The sequence below is a fragment of the Enterobacter sp. Res13-Sevr-PEC09-46 genome (genome assembly GCF_015672585.1).
GTDB lineage: Bacteria > Pseudomonadota > Gammaproteobacteria > Enterobacterales > Enterobacteriaceae > Enterobacter > Enterobacter hormaechei_C.
Genome location: NZ_JADABR010000006.1, coordinates 17,782 through 44,078, shown reverse-complemented (window position 1 = coordinate 44,078; position 26,297 = coordinate 17,782). Strand labels below are relative to the sequence as shown.

The following is a 26,297-nucleotide window of genomic DNA, read 5'->3' as shown; positions in this document are numbered from 1 at the left end:
TGGGACGGCACGCACCGTCCCATTAAATAGTCAGACGGGAGTAAATAAAGCATGCCTAAGTATCGTTCAGCCACCACCACCCACGGCCGTAATATGGCGGGTGCCCGCGCACTGTGGCGCGCCACCGGAATGACCGACGCCGATTTCGGCAAGCCAATTATCGCCGTGGTGAACTCCTTCACCCAGTTTGTACCGGGCCACGTGCACCTGCGCGATCTCGGCAAGCTGGTTGCCGAGCAAATCGAAGCCTCCGGCGGCGTGGCGAAAGAGTTCAACACCATTGCGGTGGATGACGGTATCGCAATGGGCCACGGGGGAATGCTCTATTCACTGCCGTCGCGCGAGCTGATCGCCGACTCGGTGGAGTACATGGTTAATGCCCACTGCGCCGATGCGATGGTCTGTATCTCCAACTGCGACAAAATCACCCCGGGGATGCTGATGGCTTCCCTGCGCCTGAACATCCCGGTGATCTTCGTCTCCGGTGGCCCAATGGAAGCGGGGAAAACCAAGCTCTCCGACAAAATCATCAAGCTCGACCTGGTCGATGCGATGATCCAGGGCGCGGACCCGAAAGTCTCTGACGAGCAGAGCGACCAGGTGGAACGCTCCGCGTGCCCGACCTGCGGCTCCTGTTCCGGGATGTTCACCGCCAACTCCATGAACTGCCTGACCGAAGCGCTGGGCCTGTCTCAGCCGGGCAACGGCTCGCTGCTGGCGACCCACGCCGACCGTAAGCAGCTGTTCCTTAACGCGGGCAAGCGCATCGTTGAGCTGACCAAACGCTACTACGAGCAGGACGACGCCAGCGCGCTGCCGCGTAACATCGCCAGCAAAGCGGCGTTCGAAAACGCCATGACGCTGGATATCGCCATGGGCGGTTCCACCAACACCGTTCTGCACCTGCTGGCCGCCGCGCAGGAAGCTGAAATCGACTTCACCATGAGCGACATCGACAAGCTCTCCCGCAAAGTGCCGCAGCTGTGTAAAGTCGCGCCGAGTACCCAGAAGTACCACATGGAAGATGTCCACCGTGCGGGTGGCGTGATTGGTATTCTCGGCGAGCTGGATCGCGCCGGGCTGCTGAACCGCGACGTGAAAAACGTGCTCGGCCTGACGCTGCCGGAGTCGCTGGAGCAGTACGACGTGATGCTGACCAAAGACGACGCGGTGAAAAACATGTATCGCGCCGGTCCGGCGGGCATCCGTACCACCCAGGCGTTCTCGCAGGATTGCCGCTGGGACACGCTGGATGACGATCGCGCCGAAGGCTGCATTCGCTCGCTGGAACATGCCTACAGCAAAGACGGCGGTCTGGCCGTGCTGTACGGTAACTTCGCGGAAAATGGCTGCATTGTGAAAACCGCAGGCGTGGACGACAGCATCCTGAAATTTACCGGCCCGGCAAAAGTGTATGAAAGCCAGGACGAAGCGGTAGACGCTATCCTCGGCGGCAAAGTGGTGGAAGGCGACGTGGTGGTCATTCGCTACGAAGGGCCGAAAGGCGGTCCGGGCATGCAGGAGATGCTCTACCCGACCACCTTCCTGAAATCGATGGGCCTCGGCAAAGCCTGCGCGCTGATCACCGATGGTCGTTTCTCTGGCGGCACGTCAGGCCTCTCCATTGGCCACGTCTCGCCAGAAGCGGCAAGCGGCGGCAATATCGCGATCATCGAAGATGGCGACCTGATCGAAATCGACATTCCGAACCGCGGCATTCAGCTGAAGCTGAGTGACCAGGAGATTGCGGCCCGTCGTGAGGCGCAGGAAGCCCGCGGCGACAAAGCCTGGACGCCGAAAGATCGTCAGCGTGAAGTCTCCTTCGCCCTGCGCGCTTACGCGAGTCTTGCCACCAGTGCAGATAAAGGCGCGGTGCGCGATAAATCTAAACTGGGGGGCTAATGATGGCCGAGTCACAACCCTTATCCGCCGCCCCGGAGGGGGCGGAATACCTGAGAGCGGTACTACGCGCGCCGGTCTATGAAGCGGTGCAGGTCACGCCCCTGCAAAAAATGGACAAAATCTCTTCGCGTCTCGACAACGTCATTCTGGTGAAGCGTGAAGACAGGCAGCCGGTGCACAGCTTCAAGCTGCGCGGCGCCTACGCGATGATGGCCGGGCTGACGGACGAGCAGAAAGCGCGCGGGGTGATTACCGCCTCGGCGGGCAATCACGCGCAGGGCGTGGCGTTCTCCTCGGCGCGTCTGGGGCTGAAGGCGCTGATCGTGATGCCGGTCGCCACCGCAGATATCAAGGTCGACGCGGTGCGCGGGTTCGGCGGAGAAGTGCTGCTTCACGGCGCTAACTTTGACGAAGCCAAAGCCAAAGCGATTGAGCTGGCGCAGCAGCAGGGCTTCACCTGGGTGCCGCCGTTCGATCACCCGATGGTGATTGCCGGGCAGGGTACGCTGGCGCTGGAACTGTTGCAGCAGGACGCCCATCTCGACCGCGTTTTCGTCCCGGTGGGCGGCGGCGGCTTAGCCGCAGGTGTGGCGGTGCTGATCAAACAGCTGATGCCGCAGATCAAAGTGATTGCGGTTGAAGCGGAAGACTCTGCCTGCCTGAAGGCGGCGCTGGACGCCGGACATCCGGTAGATCTGCCGCGCGTCGGGCTGTTCGCCGAGGGCGTGGCGGTGAAGCGCATTGGCGACGAAACGTTCCGCCTGTGCCAGGAGTATCTCGACGATATCGTCACCGTCGACAGCGACGCTATCTGCGCGGCGATGAAAGATCTCTTCGAGGATGTGCGTGCGGTGGCGGAACCATCCGGCGCGCTGGCGCTGGCGGGAATGAAAAAATACATCGCCCAGCACAATATTCGCGGCGAGCGTCTGGCGCACGTGCTTTCCGGTGCCAACGTGAACTTCCACGGTCTGCGCTACGTTTCCGAGCGCTGTGAGCTGGGTGAGCAGCGTGAAGCGCTGCTGGCGGTGACCATTCCGGAAGAGAAGGGCAGCTTCCTGAAGTTCTGTCAGCTGCTGGGCGGTCGTTCGGTAACGGAGTTCAACTACCGCTTTGCCGATGCCAAAGATGCGTGCATTTTTGTCGGCGTGCGTCTGAGCCGTGGCGTGGAGGAGCGCAAAGAGATCCTCAGCCTGCTGCATGACGGCGGTTACAGCGTGGTCGATCTCTCCGACGACGAGATGGCGAAGCTGCACGTGCGTTACATGGTCGGCGGCCGTCCATCCAAGCCGCTGAAGGAACGCCTGTTCAGCTTCGAGTTCCCGGAATCGCCGGGCGCGCTGCTCAAGTTCCTGCACACGTTGGGCACGCACTGGAACATCTCTCTGTTCCACTACCGCAGCCACGGCACCGACTATGGCCGCGTACTGGCGGCGTTCGAGCTGGGCGAGCACGAGCCGGATTTCGAAACGCGCCTGAACGAGCTGGGCTATGAGTGCCATGACGAAACCCACAACCCGGCGTTCCGTTTCTTCCTGGCGGGTTAGGTTGTTCGGGAAAATGCCTGATGGCGCTGCGCTTATCAGGCCTACGTTCTAAGGGTTGAACTGCGTGTAGGCCGGGTAAGCGCAGCGCCACCCGGCTTTAGTGGTTCGGCAATATCGTCCAGAACGCATCAATAAGCGGCTCATGCAGCCGCTTTTTTTGTGCGCACACGCCTAGCTCGAACGGCGTTTTCTCGTCACTGCGTTCTAAAATCATCACGCGATTGCGCACCGGCTCTGGGCTGTTTTCCAGCACCACTTCCGGTAGCAGCGCTACGCCGCAGCCGAGCGCCACCATCGATACCATCGCCTCATGGCCGCCGACCGTGGCGTAAATCGACGGGTTACTGATCTTCTGGCGGCGGAACCACAGCTCAATGCGGCGGCGCACCGGCCCCTGATCGGCCATGATAAACGGCACCGTGGACCAGTCCGGTTTCTCCACCGAAACCTGGTTGCGCACCGGGCAGGGCAGCGCCGGGGCAATCAGCACTACCGCCAGATTCTCCAGCATCGAGAACGCCACCGCCCCCGGCAGCGTTTCAGGTTTTCCGGCAATCGCCAGATCCGCTTCGCCCGTAACCACTTTTTCCATCGCGTCGGCGGCATCGCCGGTGGTGAGCTTAATTTCAACCGACGGATGTTCCGCGCGGAAGCGGTCAAGAATGGGGGGAAGATGGCTGTAGGCAGCGGTCACGGAACAGAAAATATGCAGCTCGCCGGAAAGCGACGGCCCTTGCTGGTCGATGGTGTGTCGCAGCTGCTGGTACTGTAATAACGTCTGCTGAGCAAAGATGCGCAGCTCTTCACCTGCTTCCGTGAGGGTGACGGTGCGGTTATCGCGCACGAACAGCGGCTGGCCGAGGTCTTCCTCAAGGCGCTGGATCTGGCGCGACAGCGTGGAGGGGCTGACGTGCATCGCCCGGGCGCTACGGCCAAAGTGACGGCTTTCCGCCAGGTGCAGGAACATTTTCAGATCGCGTAAATCCACCGATTCCACTCCCTCTTTTTACATTGCATAAATTGCAATGTGACGTTGTGAATATATCAATTTCCGCAATAAATTTCCTGTTGTAATGTGGGTACATTCTCGCTGAAACGCGAACCGAACAATAAGACACACAACATCACGAGGTATCACCCATGGCTAACTACTTTAATACACTGAACTTGCGCCAGCAGCTGGCGCAGCTGGGCAAATGCCGCTTCATGGCGCGCGATGAATTTGCTGATGGCGCGAGCTACCTTCAGGGTAAAAAAGTGGTCATTGTCGGCTGTGGCGCACAGGGTCTGAACCAGGGCCTGAACATGCGTGACTCCGGGCTGGATATCTCCTACGCCCTGCGTAAAGAAGCGATTGCTGAGAAGCGCGCGTCCTGGCGTAAAGCGACCGAAAATGGCTTCAAAGTGGGCACCTACGAAGAGCTGATCCCGCAGGCGGATCTGGTGGTTAACCTGACGCCAGACAAGCAGCACTCTGACGTTGTGCGTTCCGTACAGCCGCTGATGAAAGACGGCGCCGCGCTGGGTTACTCCCACGGCTTCAACATCGTTGAAGTGGGCGAGCAGATCCGTAAAGACATCACCGTAGTGATGGTGGCACCGAAGTGCCCGGGCACCGAAGTGCGCGAAGAGTACAAACGTGGCTTCGGCGTACCGACGCTGATCGCCGTTCACCCGGAAAACGATCCGAAAGGCGAAGGCATGGCGATTGCCAAAGCCTGGGCAGCGGCCACCGGCGGTCATCGTGCGGGCGTGCTGGAATCTTCCTTCGTTGCGGAAGTGAAATCTGACCTGATGGGCGAGCAGACCATCCTGTGCGGCATGCTCCAGGCTGGCTCTCTGCTGTGCTTCGACAAGCTGGTGGAAGAAGGCACCGACCCGGCATACGCGGAAAAACTGATTCAGTTCGGCTGGGAAACCATCACCGAAGCGCTGAAGCAGGGCGGCATTACGCTGATGATGGACCGTCTGTCCAACCCGGCAAAACTGCGCGCGTTCGCACTCTCTGAACAGCTGAAAACCATCATGGCGCCGCTGTTCCAGAAACACATGGACGACATCATCTCAGGCGAGTTCTCTTCCGGCATGATGGCGGACTGGGCCAATGACGATAAGAAACTGCTGACCTGGCGCGAAGAGACCGGTAAAACCGCGTTCGAAACCGCACCACAGTATGACGGCAAGATCACCGAGCAGGAGTACTTCGATAAAGGCGTCCTGATGATCGCGATGGTGAAAGCGGGCGTTGAGCTGGCGTTCGAAACCATGGTGGATTCGGGCATCATTGAAGAATCTGCGTACTACGAATCGCTGCACGAGCTGCCGCTGATCGCAAACACCATCGCCCGTAAACGTCTGTATGAGATGAACGTGGTGATCTCCGATACCGCCGAGTACGGTAACTACCTGTTCTCTTACGCCTGCGTACCGCTGCTGAAAGAGTTCATGACCACCCTGCAAGCGGGCGATCTGGGCCAGGCGATTGCGGAAGGAGCGGTTGATAACGCGCAGCTGCGTGACGTCAACGAAGCGATTCGCAGCCACGAAATCGAGAAAGTGGGCCAGAAACTGCGTGGCTACATGACCGATATGAAACGTATCGCGGTAGCAGGCTAAACACGACGAATCGGGTGGCGTAAGCCACCCGAACTGTTTTAGCTACGCAATATCGCGCCGGGATAACCCAGCTGGCGCCACGCCTCATACACCACCACCGACACCGCATTCGACAGGTTCATGCTGCGGCTGTCCGGCATCATCGGAATACGAATTTTCTGCTCAGCGGGCAGGGCATCCAGAATGGTGGCCGGCAGGCCGCGGGTTTCCGGACCAAACATCAGATAATCCCCGTCCTGATAGCGTACGGCGCTGTGCGCTGGCGTACCTTTGGTGGTCAGGGCGAACATGCGCTGTGGTTTTTCGGATCCCAGAAACGCGGCGTAATCGTGATGACGAACGACGGCGGTAAACTCATGGTAGTCCAGCCCCGCGCGGCGCAGACGTTTGTCGTCCCACGTAAAGCCCATCGGCTCAATGATGTGCAGACGAAAACCGGTGTTGGCGCACAGGCGGATAATATTACCGGTGTTCGGCGGAATTTCTGGTTCGAATAAGACGATGTTAAGCATGCTGCCCCCTTAATTGCGGGGGCAGAATAGCAGAAAAGAGATGGACTAGGCGACGCCCGGCTCCTGCGCGCGGCTATACAGCATTTTGTAGACGGTTGCCGCCGCAGCCACGAGAGCAGGTACGCTGAGGATCATTAAAATACTGTCCGCCTGCCACTGCATGGAAAGAAGCTGGGCGCTGGTCATGGTGCCCGCCACGCCGCCGAAGCGGCCGATCCCCTGCATCCAGGCGATACCCGTCGCACGGCACTCGGTAGGGTAAAAGGTGGCGGCCAGGGTCTGCATGCCCGACTGCGCGCCGTTCATCGCGATCCCCATCAGGAAAATTAACCCGCCAAACAGGGCGATATGGTTATGCTCAATGCCGAGTAAAAGAATCAGGCCCATCGTCAGCACGAAACCACACGCGACCACCTTGTGCGCTTCCCAGCGATCCATCATCCAGCCCGCGAGCAAAATGCCAGCGGTGCCGCCGAAGGTGAACAGCGAGGTAAGCCAGGCGGATTCCGCCAGCGCATATCCCATCCCCTGCATCAGCGTTGGCATCCAGCTCAGCAGGACGTAATAAATCACCAGCCCCATAAAATAGGTGACCCACAGCATCAGGGTGCCGGGCAGCCAGGGCATGGAAAACAGCTGCGACACGCTGCCTTTTTTCGACGCGACTTTCTCCTCCGCGAGGAAAAAGCCCGTGACGCTATCCAGCGTGCTGCGGGCGAACCGGCTGGCGATGCGGCGAACCTGGGCGACGTCTTTCCCGCGCTGCACCAGAAACTTCACCGACTCCGGCAACAGCAGCGCCAGCAGCACCGTTAAAATCAGCGGCGCAATCGCGCCGGTCAGCAGCACGCTTCGCCAGCCATGGTGAGGGATAAGCCAGGACGAGATTGCTCCGCCGCCCGCCGCACCCAGAGGGAAGCCGCAGTACATGGTGTTAATTGCCATGGCGCGGCAGCGCTGGGGGGCAAATTCGGAGATCAGCGTGATGGCGTTAGGCATCGCGGCACCCAGCCCGAGACCGGTCAGAAATCGCCATAGCGTCAGGGTATTCAGACTTTGCGCCCAGGCCGTGCCCAGGCTCGCCAGGCCGAAGAACAGACACGAAAAGACCAGCACGCGCTTGCGTCCCATCCGGTCCGATACCGGACCTGCAATCAGGGCACCCAGCGACAGCCCCAGCAGCGCCGCACTCAGCACCGGCCCCAGATCCTGTTTATGTATTCCCCACTCCGTCGACAGCGTAGGCGCAATGTAACCCATCGCTGCGGTATCAAACCCATCAATCGCCAGCACCAGAAAGCCCAGCACAATTAGAAGCCAGTGAAACCCTGAAAAAGGACTTTCATCGATCACCTGCTGAATATCCACCTTACCTGAATACGCCATACGCTCCACTCCGATCTGATGTTGTTTTTGTGTTCTTGTATTTGCTTGTCTATACAATTGCGGACGGCAGGTGGATGTCAAATTTTCTTATCCAGAATGTTAAGCAGGTGTTATTTTCGACAAAAAAAGCGCCCGAGGGGGAAGTCGGGCGCGGAAGAAGGGAAGGCTAACCGGGGGAGATCAGGCCGCGTTTCCCTGAGAAAGAGGGGCCAGCGCCGCAGGCAGCTTACTGAGCTCCTGCACCAGCGAGTCTTTGCTGATTTCGCTAATCGACTTCGCCCCGGTCAGCGTCATCGCCACCTTCATCTCTTTCTCGATCAGGTTCAGCAGATTCGCCACGCCCGCCTGGCCGCTGGTGGCCAGCGCGTACAGGTAAGCACGGCCCAGCAGCACGCTGTCCGCGCCCAGCGCAATCATGCGCACCACGTCCAGCCCGTTACGGATGCCGCTGTCGGCCAGGATCGCAATATCGCCTTTCACCGCATCGGCAATGGCCGGCAGGGCGCGGGCGGAGGAGAGCACCCCGTCAAGCTGGCGGCCACCATGGTTAGAGACCACGATCCCATCGGCGCCAAAACGTACCGCGTCGCGGGCATCTTCCGGGTCGAGGATCCCTTTGATCACCATCGGGCCGTCCCAGAATTCGCGGATCCACTCCAGGTCTTTCCATGAGATCGACGGATCGAAATTGTTCGCCAGCCAGCCGATGTAATCCTCCAGCCCGGTCGGTTTACCCAGGTAGGCCGAAATATTGCCCAGATCGTGCGGACGGCCGTTCAGCCCGACATCCCACGCCCACTGCGGGTGCGTCACCGCCTGCCAGTAACGGCGCAGGGCCGCGTTAGGGCCGCTCATGCCGGAGTGGGCGTCGCGGTAGCGCGCGCCGGGGGTCGGCATGTCGACGGTAAAGACCAGCGTTGAGCAGCCCGCCGCTTTGGCGCGCTCCAGTGCGTTGCGCATAAAACCGCGATCGCGCAGGACGTACAGCTGGAACCACATCGGGCGCTTGATGGTCGGGGCGACTTCTTCAATCGGGCAGACGGACACGGTGGAAAGGGTAAACGGAATGCCTTTGGCATCTGCGGCGGCGGCGGCCTGCACTTCACCGCGACGGGCATACATGCCGCATAAACCGACAGGTGCGAGCGCTACCGGCATGGAGAGCGTTTCGTTAAACAGCTTCGTCTCAAGGCTCAGGTCAGACATATTCTTCAGCACGCGCTGGCGCAGGGCCACCTCCGACAGGTCTTCCACGTTGCGGCGCAGGGTGTATTCGGCATACGCCCCGCCGTCAATGTAGTGGAACAGGAACGGGGGCAAAATGCGCTGCGCCGCGGCGCGATAATCACTGGCTGCTGAAATAATCATGCTTTGTTCTCCCTGGAAATATCACTCTCGCCAGGCAGACGGGTAATACGCGCCTGTCGGGCCTGATCTTCATCGAATCGTTTAATGGTGGTATGCACGAAGCCGAGATGCGCCATCATCGCCTTGCGCGCGGCCTCGGCATCACCGGCCAGAATGGCGTTGAGCACCGCCTCGTGCTGTTCGGTCAGTTGAGCAAACACCGGCGGGACCAGATACATGCGCTGGCGGCTCTGCTTCACGGAGGATTGCAGCAGGTCGAAGAACCCGCGCATGGTTTGCAGCAGTACCACGTTGTGCGAGGCCTCGGCAATCGCCAGATGGAACCGCACGTCCGCCTGGGAGGCGATGTCCGGGTCGCTGCTTTGCGTGGCCTCAAAACAGGCTTTGAGCTTCTCTTTGTCGGCGTCGGTTGCCCGCATCGCCGCGTGCCACGCTGTACTGGTTTCGATGGCGTGACGCGCTTCGAGGATGTCGAAGCTGTAGTCCGGGTCGTTTTCCATCAGCGTCTTCAGCGGCTGCACGATGTTTTGTTCGGACCAGTCGTCATGCTGCCAGCGCACGAAGGTGCCGCCGCCGCGACGGCTCAGCAGCACCCCTTCACTAACCAGCGTCGCCAGCGCCTCGCGCAGTGAGTTGCGCGACACGCCAAGCTGAGCGGCAAGCTGACGCTCGGCGGGCAATCTCATGCCCGCTTCCAGCTGTTGTTCTTCTATCAGCGCCCGTACGCGAGTGGCAATCACGTCGGACAGGCGTCTGGGCATCACTATCATGGAATCATCCAGGTTAAGACATAGGCCTGCAATGTGGTGATCACGCCCACCATGCAGGTAAATATCAGGCTGTGTTTCACGGTAAAGCGGAACAGGTCCGACTCTTTGCCTACCAGCCCCACCGCGGCACAGGCAATGGCGATGGACTGCGGCGAGATCATCTTCCCGGTCACGCCGCCGGTGGTGTTCGCGGCGACCAGCAGCACGTCCGAGACGCCAATCTGCTGCGCGGCCGTGGCCTGTAGGGCGGCAAACAGGGCGTTAGATGACGTATCTGAACCAGTCAGGAACACCCCCAGCCAGCCGAGGAACGGCGAGAAGAAGGTAAACGCGTGGCCGGTATGCGCCAGCGCTAACGCCAGCGTCGACGACAGGCCGGAGTAGTTCGAAATAAACGCGAACGCCAGCACCATGCCGATGGAGTAAATCGGCAGCATCAGCTCTTTAATCGTCGCCGCAAAGGTCTGCACCGCGGCGGCAGGCTTCATGCGCAGCCACACTACGGAAAGGATAGCGGCAAACAGGATGGCCGTGCCGGTGGCTGAGAACCAGTCGAACTTAAACACTGCCGCATATGGCGTGGCGTCGTGCACCACCGGCGGCATACGGGCGACCATTTTGTCGAGGAACGGCACGGAGATATTAATCACCATGTCGTACAGCGCGCCGCCCGGGGCGAACAGGGCTTTAAAAGGCGGAATGCTCCACAGCGTCACGGTGGCGGTCAGGAACAGGAACGGTGACCATGCGCGCACAATCTGTCCGGCGGTATAGCCGGTGCGCGCCAGCGTCTGATCCACGTGCGATGCGCCCATGTCAGCAAAGCGGAAGATACGTACCGGCTGCCAGCGTTTCAGGAACAGCGTCAGGCAGACCAGCGACACCAGGGAAGAGATGATGTCCGGCAGTTCCGGGCCGAGGAAGTTGGAGCTGAGATACTGGGCAATGGCGAACGAACCGCCCGCTACCATCACCGCAGGCCAGGTCTCCTTCACGCCGCGCCAGCCGTCCATAATCGCCATGATCCAGAACAGCACGATAATGGTCAGGAACGGCAGCTGGCGACCCACCATCTGGCCGATCTCGAAGCTGTCCAGCCCGGTCACCTGGCCCGCCACCAGAATCGGAATGCCCATCGCGCCAAACGCCACCGGGGCGGTGTTCACAATCAGGCACAGGCCAGCGGCATACAGCGGGTTAAAGCCCAGCCCGACCAGCAGAGCGGCGGTGATCGCCACCGGCGCGCCAAATCCTGCCGCCCCTTCAAGGAACGCCCCGAAGGAGAAACCGACAATCAGCATCTGTAAACGCTGGTCCGGTGTAATAGAGAGAATCGACGAGCGAATAATGTCGAACTGCCCGGTTTTGACCGAGATTTTGTAGACAAAGACGGCGGCGATGATGATCCACGCAATCGGCCACAGGCCGTAGAAGAAACCATACACCACGGAGGCCAGCGCGCGATCGACCGGCATTTTATAGAAGAACAGCGCCACCAGCAGGGCGATGGCAACGGTGTACGTTGCGGCAAGGTAGCCCTTCAGCTTGAGCTTAATTAGCGCAAAGAAGAAGAACAGGATCGGTAGCGATGCGATCAGGCTCGACAGCCAGATATTCCCGGCCGGATCGTAGTTTTGTTGCCAGAGGCTCATGCAGGTCTCCTGAGGACCACACAGGTGTTCGTCGGGTGAGTCTCTGCTCATCTCAGCGTCACACTTAGTGTAAAAGTGGTCCATCCAATATTGTGATGTAGGGTTAATGGCAATAAATGGTTAACCAAGTGTTGCTATTCGGCAATGGTTTTGTGAAGTGGAGCATCAAAACTGTGAACGATGGATAGCTTTGCGCATGATTGGTAGGACCAAACCCGCAAAATCAACTCACCGTGTGCGTTGGGAGCGGTAGTCAGGTGGAGGGCATTACTTTCGCCTTTTGAGCAGATACGGCGCGTAAAAGATGTTGAATAAAATGGGGAGGTGATAATATTACGTGAATTGAATGAGGTTTGTTTGCTTTATTTGTGTTTTTGAAAAGCTGTATATATGTGAGCAGAGTGATTTATTTCCTATAAATAAAATTTTTTTTGGTTAAAAATGCGAAATCTAAGCTGTAGCAAAAAATTTTAATTAAGGTAAATTTCACATATAGATTTTAACAGTGTATTACAAACGATCAATTGCTGATCGATAAAGAAATATCCTGTTTAACCGTGATTTTTCAGGATAAAGGGCAAGAATTTTTTGCTGAAGTGACATTTTTTGGCTAATAATATTCTGAAATAAATTGATCAAACAATGATCAGTTGGCTCTCTTGTAATTTAGTTACGGTATTAAAAGCAAATTAATAATTATCAGGGCAATCGAAAGGGGTTAAATTTGTTAGCTGAGTGTTAATTCCAGAGTGTTTACAGACGCGGCGTACTGCTTTTCAATACGTAGACGTTAAAAGGCATATGATTTACTATTTATTCAGAAGCAACGTTACAGAAGATATTAAATTTATTACTAACCACAACGTATTCAGTGTTATTTTCGGCCAGAAGTCATTTCCTCAGTTGTAGGATATCTGTGTATGGCCTTCTGAAAATATACGGATTATCACCATGGGATGGACCCTGCTTTATTCTATAAGGTCGCGTCACCCATTCTGCTAAAACCCTTTTGGTGGCGTTTTTAAATCCTTATAGCGGTTATTGTACCTGGTACAACAAGTCTATATCTGTTTAATTTACAGAGGGGAAAGTGTTCCAAATGAAAATCAAAAATGTGGCGCTGGCGATTGCCGCGGCGGGGCTGCTGTTATCTTCTCAATCAGTACTGGCAAGCAGTGATTCTGGCGTTAATGCTTCCCTGGATACAGGCGCTGGCTCGCAGAGCACAGGCGGCGTGATCAACTTTACCGGGAAAATCACCCTTATTTCCTGTGATATTACCCCTGCGTCAAAAAGCAAAACGGTAGACCTCGGCGCGTGGGCGAAAAGCTACTTTGACGATCACAGCGAAACGACGCCGCGTGAGTTCAAAATCAACGTAGAGAACTGCCCGGAGACGGTTGAATCGGTTGCGGTACTTTTTGACGGAACCAAAGATACGGTGAATGACACACTGCTACAGGTTACGCCAGGCGAAGGTATGGCGACGGGCGTCGGCGTGAAGCTTTATAACAGCGATCGCAGCACCGCGATTAAACCGGGTACGGTATCTGAAACAACCGCACCGGATGCTGAAGGCAATGCTGAATTAACGTTTTATGCCTCTCTCGACAAAGACGGTTCGGAAATTAACGCGGGCGACGTCAATGCCGTTTCCAACTTCCTGATGGTTTATAACTGATTTCACTCTCAGCCACCTCCAGAGATAATAATGATGAAACGTTTATCGTATATTATGCTCACTGCATTAATGGTTAGTTCTGCGTCAGTTTCCGCTGGCGTTGTAATGGGGGGAACACGGATCGTATACCCACAACACAGCAAGGAGGTGGCATTTTCTGTTTCTAATATGGAAAGTGCGGTTCCCTATCTTATTCAGTCGTGGGTTGAAGGTGATGGGCAGGATAAAAATAACGCTGCGCCATTTATTGTTACACCACCTCTGTTCAGACTTGATCCGGAGCAGACCAACACGCTGCGTATTCAATATACCGGCGCTCCGCTGCCCACAGATCGTGAATCTGTATTCTGGCTCGATATTAAAGCGATTGCGCCAAAGCCAAAAGAGAGCAGCAACGAATTACAAGTTAACGTTAAATCGAAATTTAAAATTTTCTACCGCCCGGACAACCTTAAAGGGGACGCTGCCACTGCCTGGCAGAAAATAACGTTTTCGCGGACGGGAAAAGGGCTTAAGGCCGCCAACCCGACGCCATACTACGTCTCTTTTTATCGACTGTCCGTTGGCGGGCATAAAATTGAGCAGCCGGGCATGATCGGTCCAGGGGAAATCCGCGAATGGCCTGTGTCCGCCTCCGGGGGCGTAAGCTGGTCGGCTATTAATGATTTTGGTGCCATCACCGCCACCCACACCCAGCCTCTTTAAGACCATGTCTTTTCGCCTGTTTCGTTACGCGCCGCTTTCGGTGTTGCTGCTTAGCTTCAGCCGCGCGGGGATGGCCGAGGATTACTTTGATCCCGCCGCGCTGGAGCTTTCCTCTACCGAACAGAAAACGGCGGATCTGCACTATTTCTCTGAAAAGGGCGGGCAGATGCCAGGCACCTGGCTCGTGACGCTGGAGATTAACGGACGCGAGGAGCGGCATCAGGAGATCACCTTCGTCAATGAGAAAGGCAGCCTGCAACCCGTTTTTAGCGTATCGCTGCTGGAAGCGCTTGGGGTAAATGTCAGGGCCATTCCTGCATTCTCACGGTTGCGGGAGGGAGAAACGTTCACGCACCTCGCGGATTTCATTCCGGCAGCGCGAACCTCCTATGATTTCAACCAGCAGCGTCTCTTTCTCAGCCTGCCGCAGGCGGCGATGAAACACCGCAGCCGTGGCTACGTGCCGCAGTCGCAGTGGGACGATGGTATCCCGGCGGCCTTTACTGATTACAGTCTGTCGGGCGGCCAGGCACATCATCAGCGTGGCGTCACGACATCCAGCTATCTGAGCCTGCGTAACGGTATCAATCTGGGGGCGTGGCGGTTGCGCAACACCTCCGCCTGGAGCCACAGCGACGCGGGCGGCGACCATTTTCAGTCGCAAAGTAGCTGGCTGACCCGGGATATTCGCCGTCTTAACAGCCAGCTACGGATCGGCGATGCCTGGACCGCAGGCGACGTCTTCGATAGCGTGGCGTTTCGCGGGGTACAGCTTACATCAAGCGAAAGCATGTTGCCCGACAGCCAGCGCGGCTTCGCACCAACCATCCGCGGCGTCGCACACAGCTTCGCTAAAGTCTCCGTTTCGCAAAATGGCTATGTGATCTATGAAACCTGGGTGGCCGCCGGGCCATTTATCATTAACGATCTGTTCCCCGGCGCACAAAGTGGCGATCTACAGGTGACGGTCACGGAAAGTGACGGCTCAACGCGCGTCTTTACCCAACCCTATTCTGCGGTGCCGTTTATGCGACGCCTGGGCAGCCTGAAATACAGCCTCAACGCCGGACGATTTCACTCCGGCTCCGGCGATGCGCGTTCACCTGAGTTTGTTGAAGGCGCTTTCTTCTACGGCCTGCTCTCGAGGATGACGGTGTATGGCGGCTTTCGTACGGCGAGCAACTATCAGGCCGGTGCAATTGGCGTAGGCAGAGGGTTTGGCGCATTTGGCTCGCTGGGCATTGACGATACGCTGGCAAAAAGCCGTTTACCCAATGGCAAAAGCGCGATGGGGCAGGCGTGGCGCATTCAGTATCAGAAAGATTTCAGCGCTACCGGCACCGCCTTCAACCTGGCGAGTTATCGCTATGCCTCGCGCAATTACTATGAATTCAGTGAACTGAATCAGTCTGACAGCCAACAGCTGCAACTCAATAATCGCCGTAGCCGCTCGCAGGTCACCTTCTCACAGACGCTGGGTCAGTTCGGCAGCCTCAGCGTCTCGGCATGGATGCAGGATTACTGGCATACGTCCGGGCAGGATAAAACCATCCACATTGGCTGGTACACCAGCTGGCGAGGCATTACCTGGGGCGCGGGGTATGACTACACCGACTCAGCGCTTGAGCAGCATCCCGATCGTACCGTGTCGTTTAACGTCAATGTTCCGCTTGGTCACTGGTTACCGGACAGCTCGGTCAGTTACTTCATCAACCACAACAATCGTGGGATGACCACTCAGCAGGTGTCACTCAACGGCAGTGCGCTGGCGAATCGCAACCTTAATTACAGCGTTCAGCAGAGTAAGGCCAGCGAGGGACAAGCCGACAGTACCAGCCTGGCGCTGCAATACAACGGTGGCTACGGCAACGTCAGCCTCGGTTATGACCACAGCCGAAGCGGTAGCACCGCGAGCCTCGGACTCGCCGGAGGCGTTATCGCCACGCAGTATGGTGTCACGCTTAGCCAGCCGCTGGGCGATACCGTCGCCCTGCTACGCGTGCCCGGCGCGGCGAACGTTGAGCCGGAGGGCTACAACGGGATCCATACCGACAGCCGCGGCTATGCGGTCATGCCAACGCTCTCGGCGTACCGCAAAAATACCGTCAGTCTTGATACGGCGACGCTGGGTGAGAACGTCGACGTTGAGCAGAGCGGTCTGACGCTCATTCCCACCAGCGGCGCGGTGGTGCTGGCCAATTACAAAACCCACATTGGTTATCGCGTTCTGTTTTCCCTGCGCTACCACGGCGAACCGTTGCCGTTTGGCGCGCAGGCTGAAGTGGTGGAGCAGAACCGCCATTCTGCAAACCGAAGCATGGTCGCTGACGGCGGTCAGGCCTACCTGAGCGGGGTACCCGAGCGCGGCACCCTGCGCGTCACCTGGTATCAGGACGGGGAGCAGCAGCAATGCCAGACACCTTTCAGACTGGGGAAAGCTCATATGGCCCCCGGTATCGCCACGCTATCCGTTGAGTGCCATTAGAGGAATATCATGCGTCGTTTTATTCACTGGTTTTTCTACCTGAGCCTTCTTTCGCTTTTTGGCATGCTGAGTTTTCATGCCCATGCTCAGACCTCATCTTGCCGCACCACGCGCGATCAGTGGGTCGTTCAGGTGCCCTACGCCATAGGGTATGCGCCCGGCACGGCGGACTGGACGCCGATATCTGCGCCGATACAGTCTACCGGGGCGGATTTCTACAGCTGTGATGGCGGGAATGACGCCTGGCGTAGTATCGGCTTTGTCGACGTGGATAACCCCGTCGGCACCGTGGTTGGTGAAGACGGTGCGTCACGTCACGTCTATAAAACTCAGATCGACGGCATCGGCTACGCACTGGGGTTCCGGGAACAGCAGTACTGCGGCGCCGATGCGGTACGCTATATTGACGGCACAAGTCAGGTGAATGGCAATGAGTCCCGGCGCATTTGCGACGCATCGCAAAACCCCGCCTTTGCCAGCGCCTCAATGTATAAAATGCAGTTCTGGGTGGTGTTTTACAAAATTCCAACGACCAGCGCCATGCCTGACGATAACGCCAATTCCCAGGAGCAAAATGTCGGATCGCTGATATTGCAGGCGGGAGAAAATCAAGCCAGCGCCACCAACGTGGCGACACCGGTACAGATCCATCTCGCCAGCTTCACCGTCAGGCGTACCAGCTGTTCAGTGGGCTCTCGCAGCATTCTTGTTCCCATGGGGAGCGTGAGCCAGCGTGAATTTCATGGCATAGGCTCCCGCGCCGGAGGCGGACGCTTCAGCATTCCGGTGACCTGCGAAAATAACACGGCAGTGAAGATGGGTTTCTTTGGCGATACCACGCCGGGCAACGATCGGGCGCTGGCATTGACGAAGCAGGAGGATAGCGCCAGCGGTGTCGGGATCGAACTGCTTTACGGTGACAATACCGGTTCGGTTCAGGGGCAGGTGGTACCGTGGAACACCCCACAGGTGTCAGCATTTGGGCAAGTGGGGGATAACCAGACGCAAACCTTCTGGTTTGATGCGCATTACCTTCAGACGGAAGAGAACGTGACGGCGGGAAAAGCGGATGCGATGGCGACGTTTAACCTGATTTACAACTGAGTTTCCCCTGCCGCAGCGGCAGGGGAGGACGATCAGAACGCGGTCTTACAAAAACCCGTCATCTCTTTCAGGCCCATTTCGCGACCAAGCTCAGTCATCGGGTGCACCACTACCAGGCCACGGACGCTTTTCTTCAGCTTGCCCATGTCGGCCTGCTCTTTTTTGGTGATCGCGCGGCGATGCGGCATGTTCATCAGCTTCTGCGCTTCTTTACTCAGCTTCTGGCCTTTCACTTCGCGCAGGCGTTCAATTTCCGCCTCCAGCTTCACGGACTCTTTTTCCAGCTCGGCATATTTCTCGGCGGAATCGACCAGGGAGAGGCCAGCCATCTGATGGCGGATCAGATCCAGACGGTCGCTCAGGCGTTTAATTTCGTTCTTTTCGACTTCTTTCATGACAAATAACTCTGAAAACGGGGAATTTACAGGGAAGGATACACCAATGTGTGCGGGCTTACTTCTGAAACGCTTTTTTTAAGCTGATTTTAGAAATCAGCTCAGTCAGGGAAAGCACCATGGTGGAGCGCACAACCTGTTGATAACGCAGCTTTTGCATCGCGTACAGATCAGGGTCGCTGTTATCAAACTGAGGTGCGGGAGGGAGCGCGGATACGCAGTGCAGTTCGCCGAAGGGCCCCAGTATCTCATCATCGGTAAAGGTGTACTCATTACCGTCATGATTGAGCTCTTCGCGCAGCGCCATTAACAGCTCGGCGTCTTCATACTCCTGGCGGTTCAGCACGCCAAGACCGTAAATCAGCTTCAGCCGTACCGATAAATCGCCCAGCGGTCCGTCTCCGTCCAGTAACGGTTCTACAGCATACTTTACCGCGTAGTCGTCTTTGCGAAACACCTGAAGCACCAGAATGTTCACCGCCTCGGTTAACAGCTCGACGGCGGCAATCAGGAAACTCCGTACGGTTTTGCCAGCATTCAGACGCTCAAGCACACGATTTTCAAAGGCCTGGGTTTGTTCCATTATTGCCTGCATATCTGACAATCTGTTATTCGGGCGCAGGCTAACCTGCGCCGGACTCTGCATCATTTGGTTGCGTTGTATGCGCTGACCGCCTCCGCAACTACGTCACTGTTGGCATCCAGACCGGAGATCTGCGCCAGCGCAGCCTGCGCGCCTTTGTCATCAATCAGCTGAGCCAGCTCAATCGCCTGCGGGTCCTGCTCGCTGCGGTAGTGCATAGCGGCAGCGATGCCCTTCACCAGGTTAGCGTGCGGCAGGCCGTATTCCAGCGTGCCCAGCAGCGGTTTAATCAGGCGGTCGCCCGCGCTCAGTTTACGCAGCGGCTGACGACCCACGCGCTCAACGTCATCTTTCAGATACGGGTTTTCAAAACGACCGAGGATTTTCTGGATGTATGCCGCGTGTTTATCAGCATCAAAACCGTAGCGTTTGATCAGCACCGCGCCGCTCTCTTCCATTGCCCCTTTGACCACCGCACGGATGTTCTCATCGAGGATCGCGTCACGAATCGTCTGATGACCGGCCAATTTTCCGAGGTACGCGGTTATAGCATGCCCGGTGTTCAGCGTGAAGAGTTTACGTTCGACAAATGCCATCAGGTTATCGGTTAATTCCATTCCCGGAATGGTCGGCAGCGCGCCCTTAAACTGGGTTTTATCAACGATCCACTCGCTGAAGGTTTCCACGGTCACTTCCAGCGGGTCGTTGGTGGCGGATGCTGACGGCGGAACGATGCGGTCAACGGCGGAATCCACAAAACCCACGTGCGCTTCAACCCAGGCTTTATCTTCGTCAGCCACGGCTGCCATAACGTGGCCTTTCAGCTGCGTGGTGCCGCGCACCATGTTTTCACAGGCGATGATGTTCAGCGGCGTTTCAACACCCTGTGCTTTACGTTTCGCCAGGCCTTTCGCAACCGCCGGGGCGATACGCTCAAGCACCACCGGACCGACGGCTGTGGTGACCAGATCAACGCTCGCGATGAGGTCAATCACGTCGTCGCCAATGCTGCTTACCGCGTTGACGCCAGAGACCGTTTCAACCTGTTCGTTTTCACCCACCACGTGAACCTGATAGCTATGACGGGCATTCAGGGCATCCAGAACCACCTGATTCACATCGGCGAATGTCAGGGTAATGCCCGCGTCTGCCAGCAGTTTACCGATAAAGCCACGACCGATATTACCTGCGCCAAAATGTAATGCTTTCATAGTGTTAACCTTCATCAATGTTTTTACCCGAGAGGGCTGGGGTGAGGAACGTTTTCCCCTCACCCTAGCCCTCTCCCCGGGGGGAGAGGGAAGAGGCGCTGTTACTTGTTCAGCAGGGCCAGAACTTCTTCAACGCTGGTGGTGTTGGCCAGACGCTCAATAACCGTTTCGTCATCCAGCGCGTTGGTCAGGCTGGTAATCACCTGGATATGCTCGTTGTTGCGAGCGGCGATACCAATCACCAGACGGGCGATGTCGTCCTCTTCTTCACCGAAGCGCACGCCATCAGGATACTGACAGAACACCACGCCGGTTTTCAGCACGCGGTCTTTGGCTTCCACCGTACCGTGTGGAACCGCGATGGATTCACCCAGGTAGGTTGGGGTCAGCTTTTCGCGTTCCAGCATCGCCTCAACGTACTCAGGCTGAACGTAGCCGCCTTTCACCAGCTGCTCACCGGCGAAGCGAATGGCCTCTTCTTTATTGGTCGCCGTGCGGCCAAGGAAGATGTTTTCAGCGCCCAGTTTGAACAGATGCGCGTTGCTCTCGTCGAAGCTGTCTTGCAGGCTGGTACGCACTTTCACTTCGTTATCTTCATGGCGCTGCGCCGCCACCAGGCGTTCGGTCAGGCTGGCGTACAGGCCGCTGTCGAGGAAGTTGGTCAAGGAAATGTGCTGCGCCTGCGGTACCTGACGCATAGCGCGTTCGGTCAGATCGCGGTGCGTGATCACCAGGTCAACGTCCGGCGGCAGGCTGTTAATCGCGCTGTTGGTGACGGAGATGTTGGTCAGACCCGCATCCTGCACTTTCTTCCGCAGTACGCCCGCACCCATTGCGCTGGAGCCCATACCGGCATCACAGGCCACGATGATTTTACGCACGTGGCTCAGGTCGTTAGAGACATCACCCGCCGCCAGCGGCGTTGCGCCTTTGGATTCGGCTTTCATGTCATGCATACGACGGGTTGCCGCTTCGATATCGTCGTCTTCTTTCACCTTGCTGGTTTTCAGCAGGATAGCGGAGGCCACGAAGGAGACCGCCATGGCCGCACAGATCGCCGCGATGTTCGCGAAGTAGGCGCCTTTCGGGGTCATCGCCAGCACCGCCAGGATAGAGCCTGGAGAAGCAGGAGACACCAGACCACCGCCCAGTACGCTCAGGGTGAACACGCCGGTCATACCGCCAAGGATAACGGCCAGGATCAGACGTGGGTTCATCAGCACATACGGGAAGTAAATTTCGTGAATACCGCCCAGGAAATGAATGATCGCCGCGCCGCCAGCAGACTGTTTCGCGCTGCCGCGACCAAAGAACATGTATGCCAGCAGAACGCCCATACCCGGACCCGGGTTCGCTTCAATCAGGAAGAAGATGGACTTGCCGAGATCGTGTGACTGCTGAATACCCAGCGGTGAGAAGATACCGTGGTTGATGGCGTTGTTCAGGAACAGGATTTTCGCTGGTTCAACAAAGATAGACGCCAGTGGCAGCATGTCGTGCGCCACCATGAAGTTAACGCCCGCCGCCAGCAGCTTGGACAGCACTTCAACCGCCGGGCCAATGCCGAGGAACGCCAGAATCGCGAGGATCATCCCGATGATGCCCGCAGAGAAGTTGTTCACCAGCATTTCGAAGCCGGATTTGATCTTGCCATCAACCCAGACGTCGAATTTCTTGATCGCCCAGCCGCCGAGAGGACCGGCAATCATCGCACCGAGGAACATCGGCATATCCGCACCGACGATAACACCCATGGTTGTGATGGCACCCACGACGCCACCACGGTCACCGCCCACCAGACGACCACCGGTATAACCGATGAGCAGTGGCAGGAGATAGGTAATCATTGGGCCAACAAGTTTTGCCAGCGTTTCGTTAGGCAACCACCCTGTCGGAATAAATAATGCGGTGATAATACCCCACGCGATAAACGCGCCGATATTTGGCATCACCATGTTGCTGAGGAAACGACCAAAGCTTTGCACTTTGATCTTGAAATCGGATGACATAAAACACCCCTTCTTATGTTTACGCTTAGGCTTGTGGCCCGAGGTTTATCGTTAATGTGCGGCGGCAGAGGTAGCCGGGCCCTGTTCTGATGCTGTGAAATCTGGCACTGAATCGTTCAACTGTCCAGACAGCGAAATTTTGTGTGATCTGAATCACATGAATGTAGGGGGTGAGGACATTAATGAAGTGATCGCGATCACATAACGAGTGTGTGAAAAAAATACATCGCTCAAAATTGCGCCAAAATGGACGGTGTTTTGTGATTTATATCACAATGTTAAGTTGGCTGTTTGTTTCCAGATTGTGATTTGATTCACAAAATATTTTTATGCAGATTTCTCCCGTATCCCCTCATGGCAGGAATGCGATACGCACACCTGCCTTTTTCCACGGCTTGATCCATACTGACCTCTTTGTGGGCATTAAGGATAAGCAATGAAACTCATCGGCAGTTATACCAGTCCTTTCGTGCGTAAGATTTCGATTCTCCTGCTGGAGAAAGGAATTGAATTTGAATTCGTGAATGAACAGCCCTACAACGCAGAGAACGGCGTTGCGCAGTACAACCCGCTGGGGAAAGTCCCGGCGCTGGTAACGGACGAGGGCGACTACTGGTTTGATTCCCCGATCATTGCGGAGTACATCGAGCTGCTTGGCGTTGCGCCAGCCATGCTGCCGGCGGATCCAAAAGCAGCGCTGGCGATGAAGCAAATTGAAGCCCTGGCGGATGGCATTATGGATGCGGCATTGACGTCCGTACGCGAGCAGGCAAGGCCCGCGGCCCAGCAGTCAGAAAATGAACTGCTACGCCAGCGCGAAAAAATCAGCCGCAGCCTGGATATGTGCGAACAGCTGATCCGCGACGGGAAAATTCAGAGCGATAGCCTGAATCTGGCGACGATCGCCATCGCCTGCGCCATTGGCTACCTCAATTTCCGCCGCGTCTCGCCGGGCTGGTGCGTGGATCGTCCGCTGCTGGTCAAACTGGCGGAGACGCTCTTCCAGCGCGAAAGTTTTGCCCGGACTGAACCGCCAAAGGCTTGATGCGGGTTATAACACTTCCTGGCGGGAGGCGGTACAATCCCCCCACATGTTAACTCCCTCTCCCGTCGGGAGGGGGGAAGATATTTACTCGCCAGGCGCATTCATGACTACTCATCATTCCCTCTACAGCCAGATCCCCGCTACCGATCGACTGCTTCGTGACCCGCGCATCACTGCGGTGCTGGAGCAGTTTGGCCATACTGCAACGGTCGACATGCTACGCCAGCTTCAGGACGATGCGCGTCGCCATATTCAGGCTGAGAACGCGCTACCCGGCTGGTGCGTGGCGTGGGAGCAGGAAGTTGAACGCAGGCTGAGCAAGCACGGGCAAAGCGCGTTGCGCCCGGTTATTAACCTGACAGGCACGGTTCTGCACACCAATCTGGGCCGGGCACAGCAGGCCGAAGAGGCAACAGAGGCCGTCACCCGAGCCATGCGCTCGCCGGTGACGCTGGAGTACGATCTGGACGGCGCCGGGCGTGGGCATCGCGATCGCGCACTGGCGGATCTTCTCTGCCAGATCACCGGCGCGGAAGATGCCTGCATTGTGAATAACAACGCGGCGGCGGTGCTGTTAATGCTGGCGGCCACCGCGAGCGGAAAAGAGGTTGTCGTCTCTCGCGGCGAGCTGGTGGAGATCGGCGGGGCGTTTCGTATTCCGGATGTCATGCGCCAGGCGGGCTGCACGCTGCATGAAGTGGGCACAACCAACCGTACCCATGCAAAAGATTATCGCGCGGCGGTGAATGAAAACACCGCCCTGCTGATGAAAGTGCATACCAGCAATTACCACATTGAGGGTTTCACCAAAACGGTGGAAGAGGCCGAACTGGCCGCCATCGGGCGCGAGCTAAACGTGCCGGTGATTGCCGATCTCGGCAGCGGGTCGCTGGTGGATATGCGCCAGTACGGTCTGCCGAAAGAGCCCTTGGTGCAGGAAATGGTTGCCGCGGGCGTCAGCCTGGTCAGTTTCTCCGGTGATAAATTGCTGGGCGGGCCGCAGGCGGGGATTATCGTTGGCAGGCGCGAGCTGATTGCGCAGCTACAGCAGCACCCGCTTAAGCGCGCCCTGCGTGCCGATAAAATGACGCTGGCCGCGCTGGAAGCCACGCTGCGGCTCTATCTCCACCCGGAGAAACTGGCTGACCGCCTGCCCACGTTGCGTTTGCTGAGCCGTGATGCGGCCTCCATTCGCGCGCAGGCGGAAGCGCTACTGCCGCAGGTTGCTCCTCATTACCCTGAGTTTGACGTTCGTATCGAGCCTTGCCTGTCGCAAATTGGCAGCGGCTCGCTGCCGGTGGACAGGTTACCGAGCGAAGCGCTGACGTTCACCCCGCGCGACGGACGCGGAAGCCAGCTTGAGGCGCTGTCGGCGCGCTGGCGCGCATTACCGACGCCGGTGATTGGCCGGATCGGTGACGGGCGCATGTGGCTGGATTTACGCTGTCTGGAAGATGAAGTGCGGTTTCTGGAGATGATGTTGAAATGATTATTGCCACCGCCGGTCACGTTGACCACGGCAAAACCACGTTATTGCAGGCCATTACGGGCGTGAATGCCGATCGCCTGCCGGAAGAGAAAAAGCGCGGCATGACCATTGACCTGGGTTACGCCTACTGGCCGCAGCCCGACGGTCGCGTGCTGGGCTTTATCGACGTGCCCGGCCACGAGAAGTTTCTTTCCAATATGCTCGCGGGCGTGGGCGGGATCGATCACGCCCTGCTGGTGGTCGCGTGCGATGACGGGGTGATGGCGCAAACGCGCGAGCATCTGGCGATCCTCCAGCTGACGGGAAACCCGCAGTTGACCGTCGCCCTCACCAAAGCGGACCGTGTGGATGAGGCGCGTATCGACGAGGTGCGTGAAGAGGTGCTGGCGGCGCTGAGTGAATACGGTTTTAGGGATGCCGCACTGTTTGTCACCGTGGCGACAGAAGGCCGCGGTATCGACGCTCTTCGCGACCATTTGCAGCAGATCCCGTCTCGTGAACATGCCAGCCATCACCGCTTCCGTCTGGCGATCGACAGAGCATTTACCGTGAAAGGGGCTGGGCTGGTGGTGACCGGCACCGCGCTGAGCGGCGAAGTGAACATGGGCGATACCCTGTGGCTGACGGGCGTGAACAAACCGATGCGCGTGCGCGGGCTTCACGCGCAAAACCAGCCGGTGGAACAGGCCCACGCCGGGCAGCGTATCGCGCTGAATATTGCCGGTGATGCCGAAAAAGACCAGCTTAACCGCGGCGACTGGCTGCTGGCCGACGCGCCGCCGGAGCCTTCTGAACGGATCATCGTTTCTCTCCAGACCCATAATCCGCTGACCCAGTGGCAGCCGCTGCATATCCACCACGCGGCCAGCCACATCACCGGACGCGTGTCGCTGCTGGAAAACGATCTCGCCGAACTGGTGTTCGACTCCCCGCTCTGGCTGGCGGATAACGACCGCCTGGTTCTGCGCGATATTTCGGCGCGGGAAACGCTGGCGGGCGCGCGCGTGGTCATGCTGGATCCGCCCCGTCGCGGCAAGCGTAAGCCCGAGTATTTACAGTGGCTGGCCGCACTGGCCCAGGCCCGCGATGATAAGTCTGCGTTAGATATCCACCTTGAGCGTGGTGCGGTGGATCTGGCGGCGTTCGCCTGGGCGCGCCAGCTCAGCGGCGAAGGATTGCGTCTTCTGACGCAGGAGCCAGGTTTTATTCAGGCCGGGAACAGCCTGCTGAACGCGCCGGTGGCGGCGCGCTGGCAGCGCAAAGTGCTGAGCACGCTGGCGACCTACCATGAACAGCATCAGGATGAGCCCGGCCCGGGCCGTGAACGTCTGCGGCGCATGGCGTTGCCCATGGAAGACGACGCGCTGGTGTTGTTGCTGATTGAAAACATGCGTGAAAGCGGCGTGATTGCAAGTCATCACGGTTGGCTACACCTGCCGGAACACAAGGCTGGTTTTACCGCTGAGCAGGACGCGGTCTGGCAAAAAGTGGCAGCGCTGTTTGGCGATGAACCGTGGTGGGTGCGCGATCTGGCGCGTGAAACCAATACCGATGAGCAGCTGATGCGTCAGGTACTGCGCCATGCGGCGCAGCAGGGCATGATTGTGGCGATCGTGAAAGATCGTTATTACCGCAACGATCGGATCGTGGCGTTTGCGAACCTGATCCGGGAGCTGGATCAGGCGCGCGGATCAACCTGCGCAGCAGACTTCCGCGATCGGCTGAACGTGGGACGCAAACTGGCGATTCAGATCCTGGAGTATTTCAACCGCATCGGGTTTACGCGTCGTCGTGGCAATGACCATGTGCTACGCGACGCGCAGTTATTTCCGTAAAC

At 57.6% G+C, this 26,297-nt stretch carries 20 protein-coding genes; 10 read left to right on the top strand and 10 right to left on the bottom strand.

What is annotated here, in order from left to right; translation table 11 throughout:
* Nucleotides 1-51 precede the first annotated feature (51 nt).
* Together ilvD and ilvA are read left to right on the top strand one after the other, a co-directional pair.
* A complete protein-coding gene (gene ilvD / locus IMQ56_RS04685) occupies nt 52-1,902 on the top strand; it encodes a dihydroxy-acid dehydratase (RefSeq protein WP_008501574.1) in 1,851 nt (616 codons plus the stop codon).
* 2 nt (nt 1,903-1,904) lie between these two features.
* Entirely contained in the window at nt 1,905-3,449 is a 1,545-nt protein-coding gene (gene ilvA / locus IMQ56_RS04680) for a threonine ammonia-lyase, biosynthetic (protein WP_086524719.1), read from the top strand.
* 97 nt (nt 3,450-3,546) lie between these two features.
* On the opposite strand, the gene ilvY is transcribed toward ilvA, so the two are convergent.
* A complete protein-coding gene (ilvY, locus tag IMQ56_RS04675; RefSeq protein WP_017693777.1) occupies nt 3,547-4,437 on the bottom strand; it encodes an HTH-type transcriptional activator IlvY in 891 nt (296 codons plus the stop codon).
* 152 nt (nt 4,438-4,589) lie between these two features.
* Here ilvY and ilvC point away from each other — a divergent pair, with 152 nt between their 5' ends.
* Nucleotides 4,590-6,065: a ketol-acid reductoisomerase gene (gene ilvC / locus IMQ56_RS04670; protein ID WP_006808634.1), complete on the top strand. Its 1,476-nt coding sequence runs from the start codon at nt 4,590-4,592 to the stop codon at nt 6,063-6,065.
* A gap of 38 nt (nt 6,066-6,103) precedes the next feature.
* On the opposite strand, the gene trmL is transcribed toward ilvC, so the two are convergent.
* From trmL to lldP, 5 genes are all read right to left on the bottom strand, one after another.
* Entirely contained in the window at nt 6,104-6,577 is a 474-nt protein-coding gene (gene trmL / locus IMQ56_RS04665) for a tRNA (uridine(34)/cytosine(34)/5-carboxymethylaminomethyluridine(34)-2'-O)-methyltransferase TrmL (RefSeq protein WP_017693778.1), read from the bottom strand.
* 45 nt (nt 6,578-6,622) lie between these two features.
* Nucleotides 6,623-7,963 carry an aromatic acid/H+ symport family MFS transporter gene (locus IMQ56_RS04660; RefSeq protein ID WP_032651952.1) on the bottom strand — a complete coding sequence of 447 codons (1,341 nt, stop codon included), beginning with the start codon at nt 7,961-7,963 and terminating at the stop codon, nt 6,623-6,625.
* Nucleotides 7,964-8,143: 180 nt separating this feature from the next.
* The gene (lldD, locus tag IMQ56_RS04655; RefSeq protein ID WP_006808631.1) at nt 8,144-9,331 is read right to left on the bottom strand and encodes a quinone-dependent L-lactate dehydrogenase; all 1,188 of its coding nucleotides are present in this window, start codon (nt 9,329-9,331) and stop codon (nt 8,144-8,146) included.
* A complete protein-coding gene (gene lldR, locus IMQ56_RS04650) occupies nt 9,328-10,101 on the bottom strand; it encodes a transcriptional regulator LldR (protein WP_045344794.1) in 774 nt (257 codons plus the stop codon). The genes lldD and lldR overlap by 4 nt, the downstream gene beginning before the upstream one ends.
* Nucleotides 10,098-11,753: an L-lactate permease gene (lldP, locus tag IMQ56_RS04645; RefSeq protein ID WP_003860175.1), complete on the bottom strand. Its 1,656-nt coding sequence runs from the start codon at nt 11,751-11,753 to the stop codon at nt 10,098-10,100. Before lldP ends, lldR begins: the two co-directional genes overlap by 4 nt.
* A gap of 1,099 nt (nt 11,754-12,852) precedes the next feature.
* On the opposite strand from lldP, the gene IMQ56_RS04640 reads away from it, so the two are divergent.
* The 4 genes from IMQ56_RS04640 to IMQ56_RS04625 are packed head-to-tail and all read left to right on the top strand — an operon-like array spanning nt 12,853 to nt 17,728.
* Nucleotides 12,853-13,434 carry a fimbrial protein gene (locus IMQ56_RS04640; RefSeq protein WP_015572771.1) on the top strand — a complete coding sequence of 194 codons (582 nt, stop codon included), beginning with the start codon at nt 12,853-12,855 and terminating at the stop codon, nt 13,432-13,434.
* Between the two features lie 30 nt (nt 13,435-13,464).
* A complete protein-coding gene (locus IMQ56_RS04635; protein ID WP_023295610.1) occupies nt 13,465-14,139 on the top strand; it encodes a molecular chaperone in 675 nt (224 codons plus the stop codon).
* 4 nt (nt 14,140-14,143) lie between these two features.
* Entirely contained in the window at nt 14,144-16,624 is a 2,481-nt protein-coding gene (locus IMQ56_RS04630) for a fimbria/pilus outer membrane usher protein (protein WP_063136885.1), read from the top strand.
* A gap of 9 nt (nt 16,625-16,633) precedes the next feature.
* A complete protein-coding gene (locus tag IMQ56_RS04625) occupies nt 16,634-17,728 on the top strand; it encodes a fimbrial protein (protein WP_015572768.1) in 1,095 nt (364 codons plus the stop codon).
* A gap of 32 nt (nt 17,729-17,760) precedes the next feature.
* Here IMQ56_RS04625 and IMQ56_RS04620 read toward each other — a convergent pair whose 3' ends face one another.
* From IMQ56_RS04620 to IMQ56_RS04605, 4 genes are all read right to left on the bottom strand, one after another.
* Entirely contained in the window at nt 17,761-18,123 is a 363-nt protein-coding gene (locus IMQ56_RS04620; protein WP_015572767.1) for a YibL family ribosome-associated protein, read from the bottom strand.
* Nucleotides 18,124-18,181: 58 nt separating this feature from the next.
* Entirely contained in the window at nt 18,182-18,772 is a 591-nt protein-coding gene (gene mtlR, locus IMQ56_RS04615; RefSeq protein WP_032651946.1) for a mannitol operon repressor MtlR, read from the bottom strand.
* On the bottom strand, nt 18,769-19,917 hold the full coding sequence (gene mtlD, locus IMQ56_RS04610) for a mannitol-1-phosphate 5-dehydrogenase (RefSeq protein ID WP_045907570.1): 1,149 nt from the start codon (nt 19,915-19,917) through the stop codon (nt 18,769-18,771). The genes mtlR and mtlD overlap by 4 nt, the downstream gene beginning before the upstream one ends.
* A 101-nt stretch (nt 19,918-20,018) precedes the next feature.
* Nucleotides 20,019-21,926, bottom strand: coding sequence for a PTS mannitol transporter subunit IICBA (locus IMQ56_RS04605; RefSeq protein ID WP_015572764.1), 1,908 nt, complete (start codon nt 21,924-21,926; stop codon nt 20,019-20,021).
* A gap of 436 nt (nt 21,927-22,362) precedes the next feature.
* Here IMQ56_RS04605 and IMQ56_RS04600 point away from each other — a divergent pair, with 436 nt between their 5' ends.
* From IMQ56_RS04600 to selB, 3 genes are all read left to right on the top strand, one after another.
* Nucleotides 22,363-22,971 carry a glutathione S-transferase gene (locus IMQ56_RS04600; protein ID WP_015572763.1) on the top strand — a complete coding sequence of 203 codons (609 nt, stop codon included), beginning with the start codon at nt 22,363-22,365 and terminating at the stop codon, nt 22,969-22,971.
* Between the two features lie 103 nt (nt 22,972-23,074).
* Nucleotides 23,075-24,460: an L-seryl-tRNA(Sec) selenium transferase gene (gene selA, locus IMQ56_RS04595; RefSeq protein WP_134690995.1), complete on the top strand. Its 1,386-nt coding sequence runs from the start codon at nt 23,075-23,077 to the stop codon at nt 24,458-24,460.
* On the top strand, nt 24,457-26,295 hold the full coding sequence (gene selB / locus IMQ56_RS04590; RefSeq protein WP_196063927.1) for a selenocysteine-specific translation elongation factor: 1,839 nt from the start codon (nt 24,457-24,459) through the stop codon (nt 26,293-26,295). The genes selA and selB overlap by 4 nt, the downstream gene beginning before the upstream one ends.
* The last annotated feature ends 2 nt before the right edge of the window (nt 26,296-26,297 follow it).

Coding starts and splice junctions, on each gene's coding strand:
- IMQ56_RS04630 (WP_063136885.1), top strand. CDS start 14,144: ATGTCTTTTCGCCTGTTTCGTTACGCGCCGCTTTCGGTGTTGCTGCTT.
- ilvA (WP_086524719.1), top strand. CDS start 1,905: ATGGCCGAGTCACAACCCTTATCCGCCGCCCCGGAGGGGGCGGAATAC.
- IMQ56_RS04640 (WP_015572771.1), top strand. CDS start 12,853: ATGAAAATCAAAAATGTGGCGCTGGCGATTGCCGCGGCGGGGCTGCTG.
- lldP (WP_003860175.1), bottom strand. CDS start 11,753: ATGAGCCTCTGGCAACAAAACTACGATCCGGCCGGGAATATCTGGCTG.
- IMQ56_RS04660 (WP_032651952.1), bottom strand. CDS start 7,963: ATGGCGTATTCAGGTAAGGTGGATATTCAGCAGGTGATCGATGAAAGT.
- IMQ56_RS04605 (WP_015572764.1), bottom strand. CDS start 21,926: ATGTCATCCGATTTCAAGATCAAAGTGCAAAGCTTTGGTCGTTTCCTC.
- mtlD (WP_045907570.1), bottom strand. CDS start 19,917: ATGAAAGCATTACATTTTGGCGCAGGTAATATCGGTCGTGGCTTTATC.
- trmL (WP_017693778.1), bottom strand. CDS start 6,577: ATGCTTAACATCGTCTTATTCGAACCAGAAATTCCGCCGAACACCGGT.
- mtlR (WP_032651946.1), bottom strand. CDS start 18,772: ATGATGCAGAGTCCGGCGCAGGTTAGCCTGCGCCCGAATAACAGATTG.
- ilvC (WP_006808634.1), top strand. CDS start 4,590: ATGGCTAACTACTTTAATACACTGAACTTGCGCCAGCAGCTGGCGCAG.
- lldD (WP_006808631.1), bottom strand. CDS start 9,331: ATGATTATTTCAGCAGCCAGTGATTATCGCGCCGCGGCGCAGCGCATT.
- selB (WP_196063927.1), top strand. CDS start 24,457: ATGATTATTGCCACCGCCGGTCACGTTGACCACGGCAAAACCACGTTA.
- lldR (WP_045344794.1), bottom strand. CDS start 10,101: ATGATAGTGATGCCCAGACGCCTGTCCGACGTGATTGCCACTCGCGTA.
- ilvD (WP_008501574.1), top strand. CDS start 52: ATGCCTAAGTATCGTTCAGCCACCACCACCCACGGCCGTAATATGGCG.
- selA (WP_134690995.1), top strand. CDS start 23,075: ATGACTACTCATCATTCCCTCTACAGCCAGATCCCCGCTACCGATCGA.
- IMQ56_RS04600 (WP_015572763.1), top strand. CDS start 22,363: ATGAAACTCATCGGCAGTTATACCAGTCCTTTCGTGCGTAAGATTTCG.
- IMQ56_RS04635 (WP_023295610.1), top strand. CDS start 13,465: ATGATGAAACGTTTATCGTATATTATGCTCACTGCATTAATGGTTAGT.
- IMQ56_RS04625 (WP_015572768.1), top strand. CDS start 16,634: ATGCGTCGTTTTATTCACTGGTTTTTCTACCTGAGCCTTCTTTCGCTT.
- IMQ56_RS04620 (WP_015572767.1), bottom strand. CDS start 18,123: ATGAAAGAAGTCGAAAAGAACGAAATTAAACGCCTGAGCGACCGTCTG.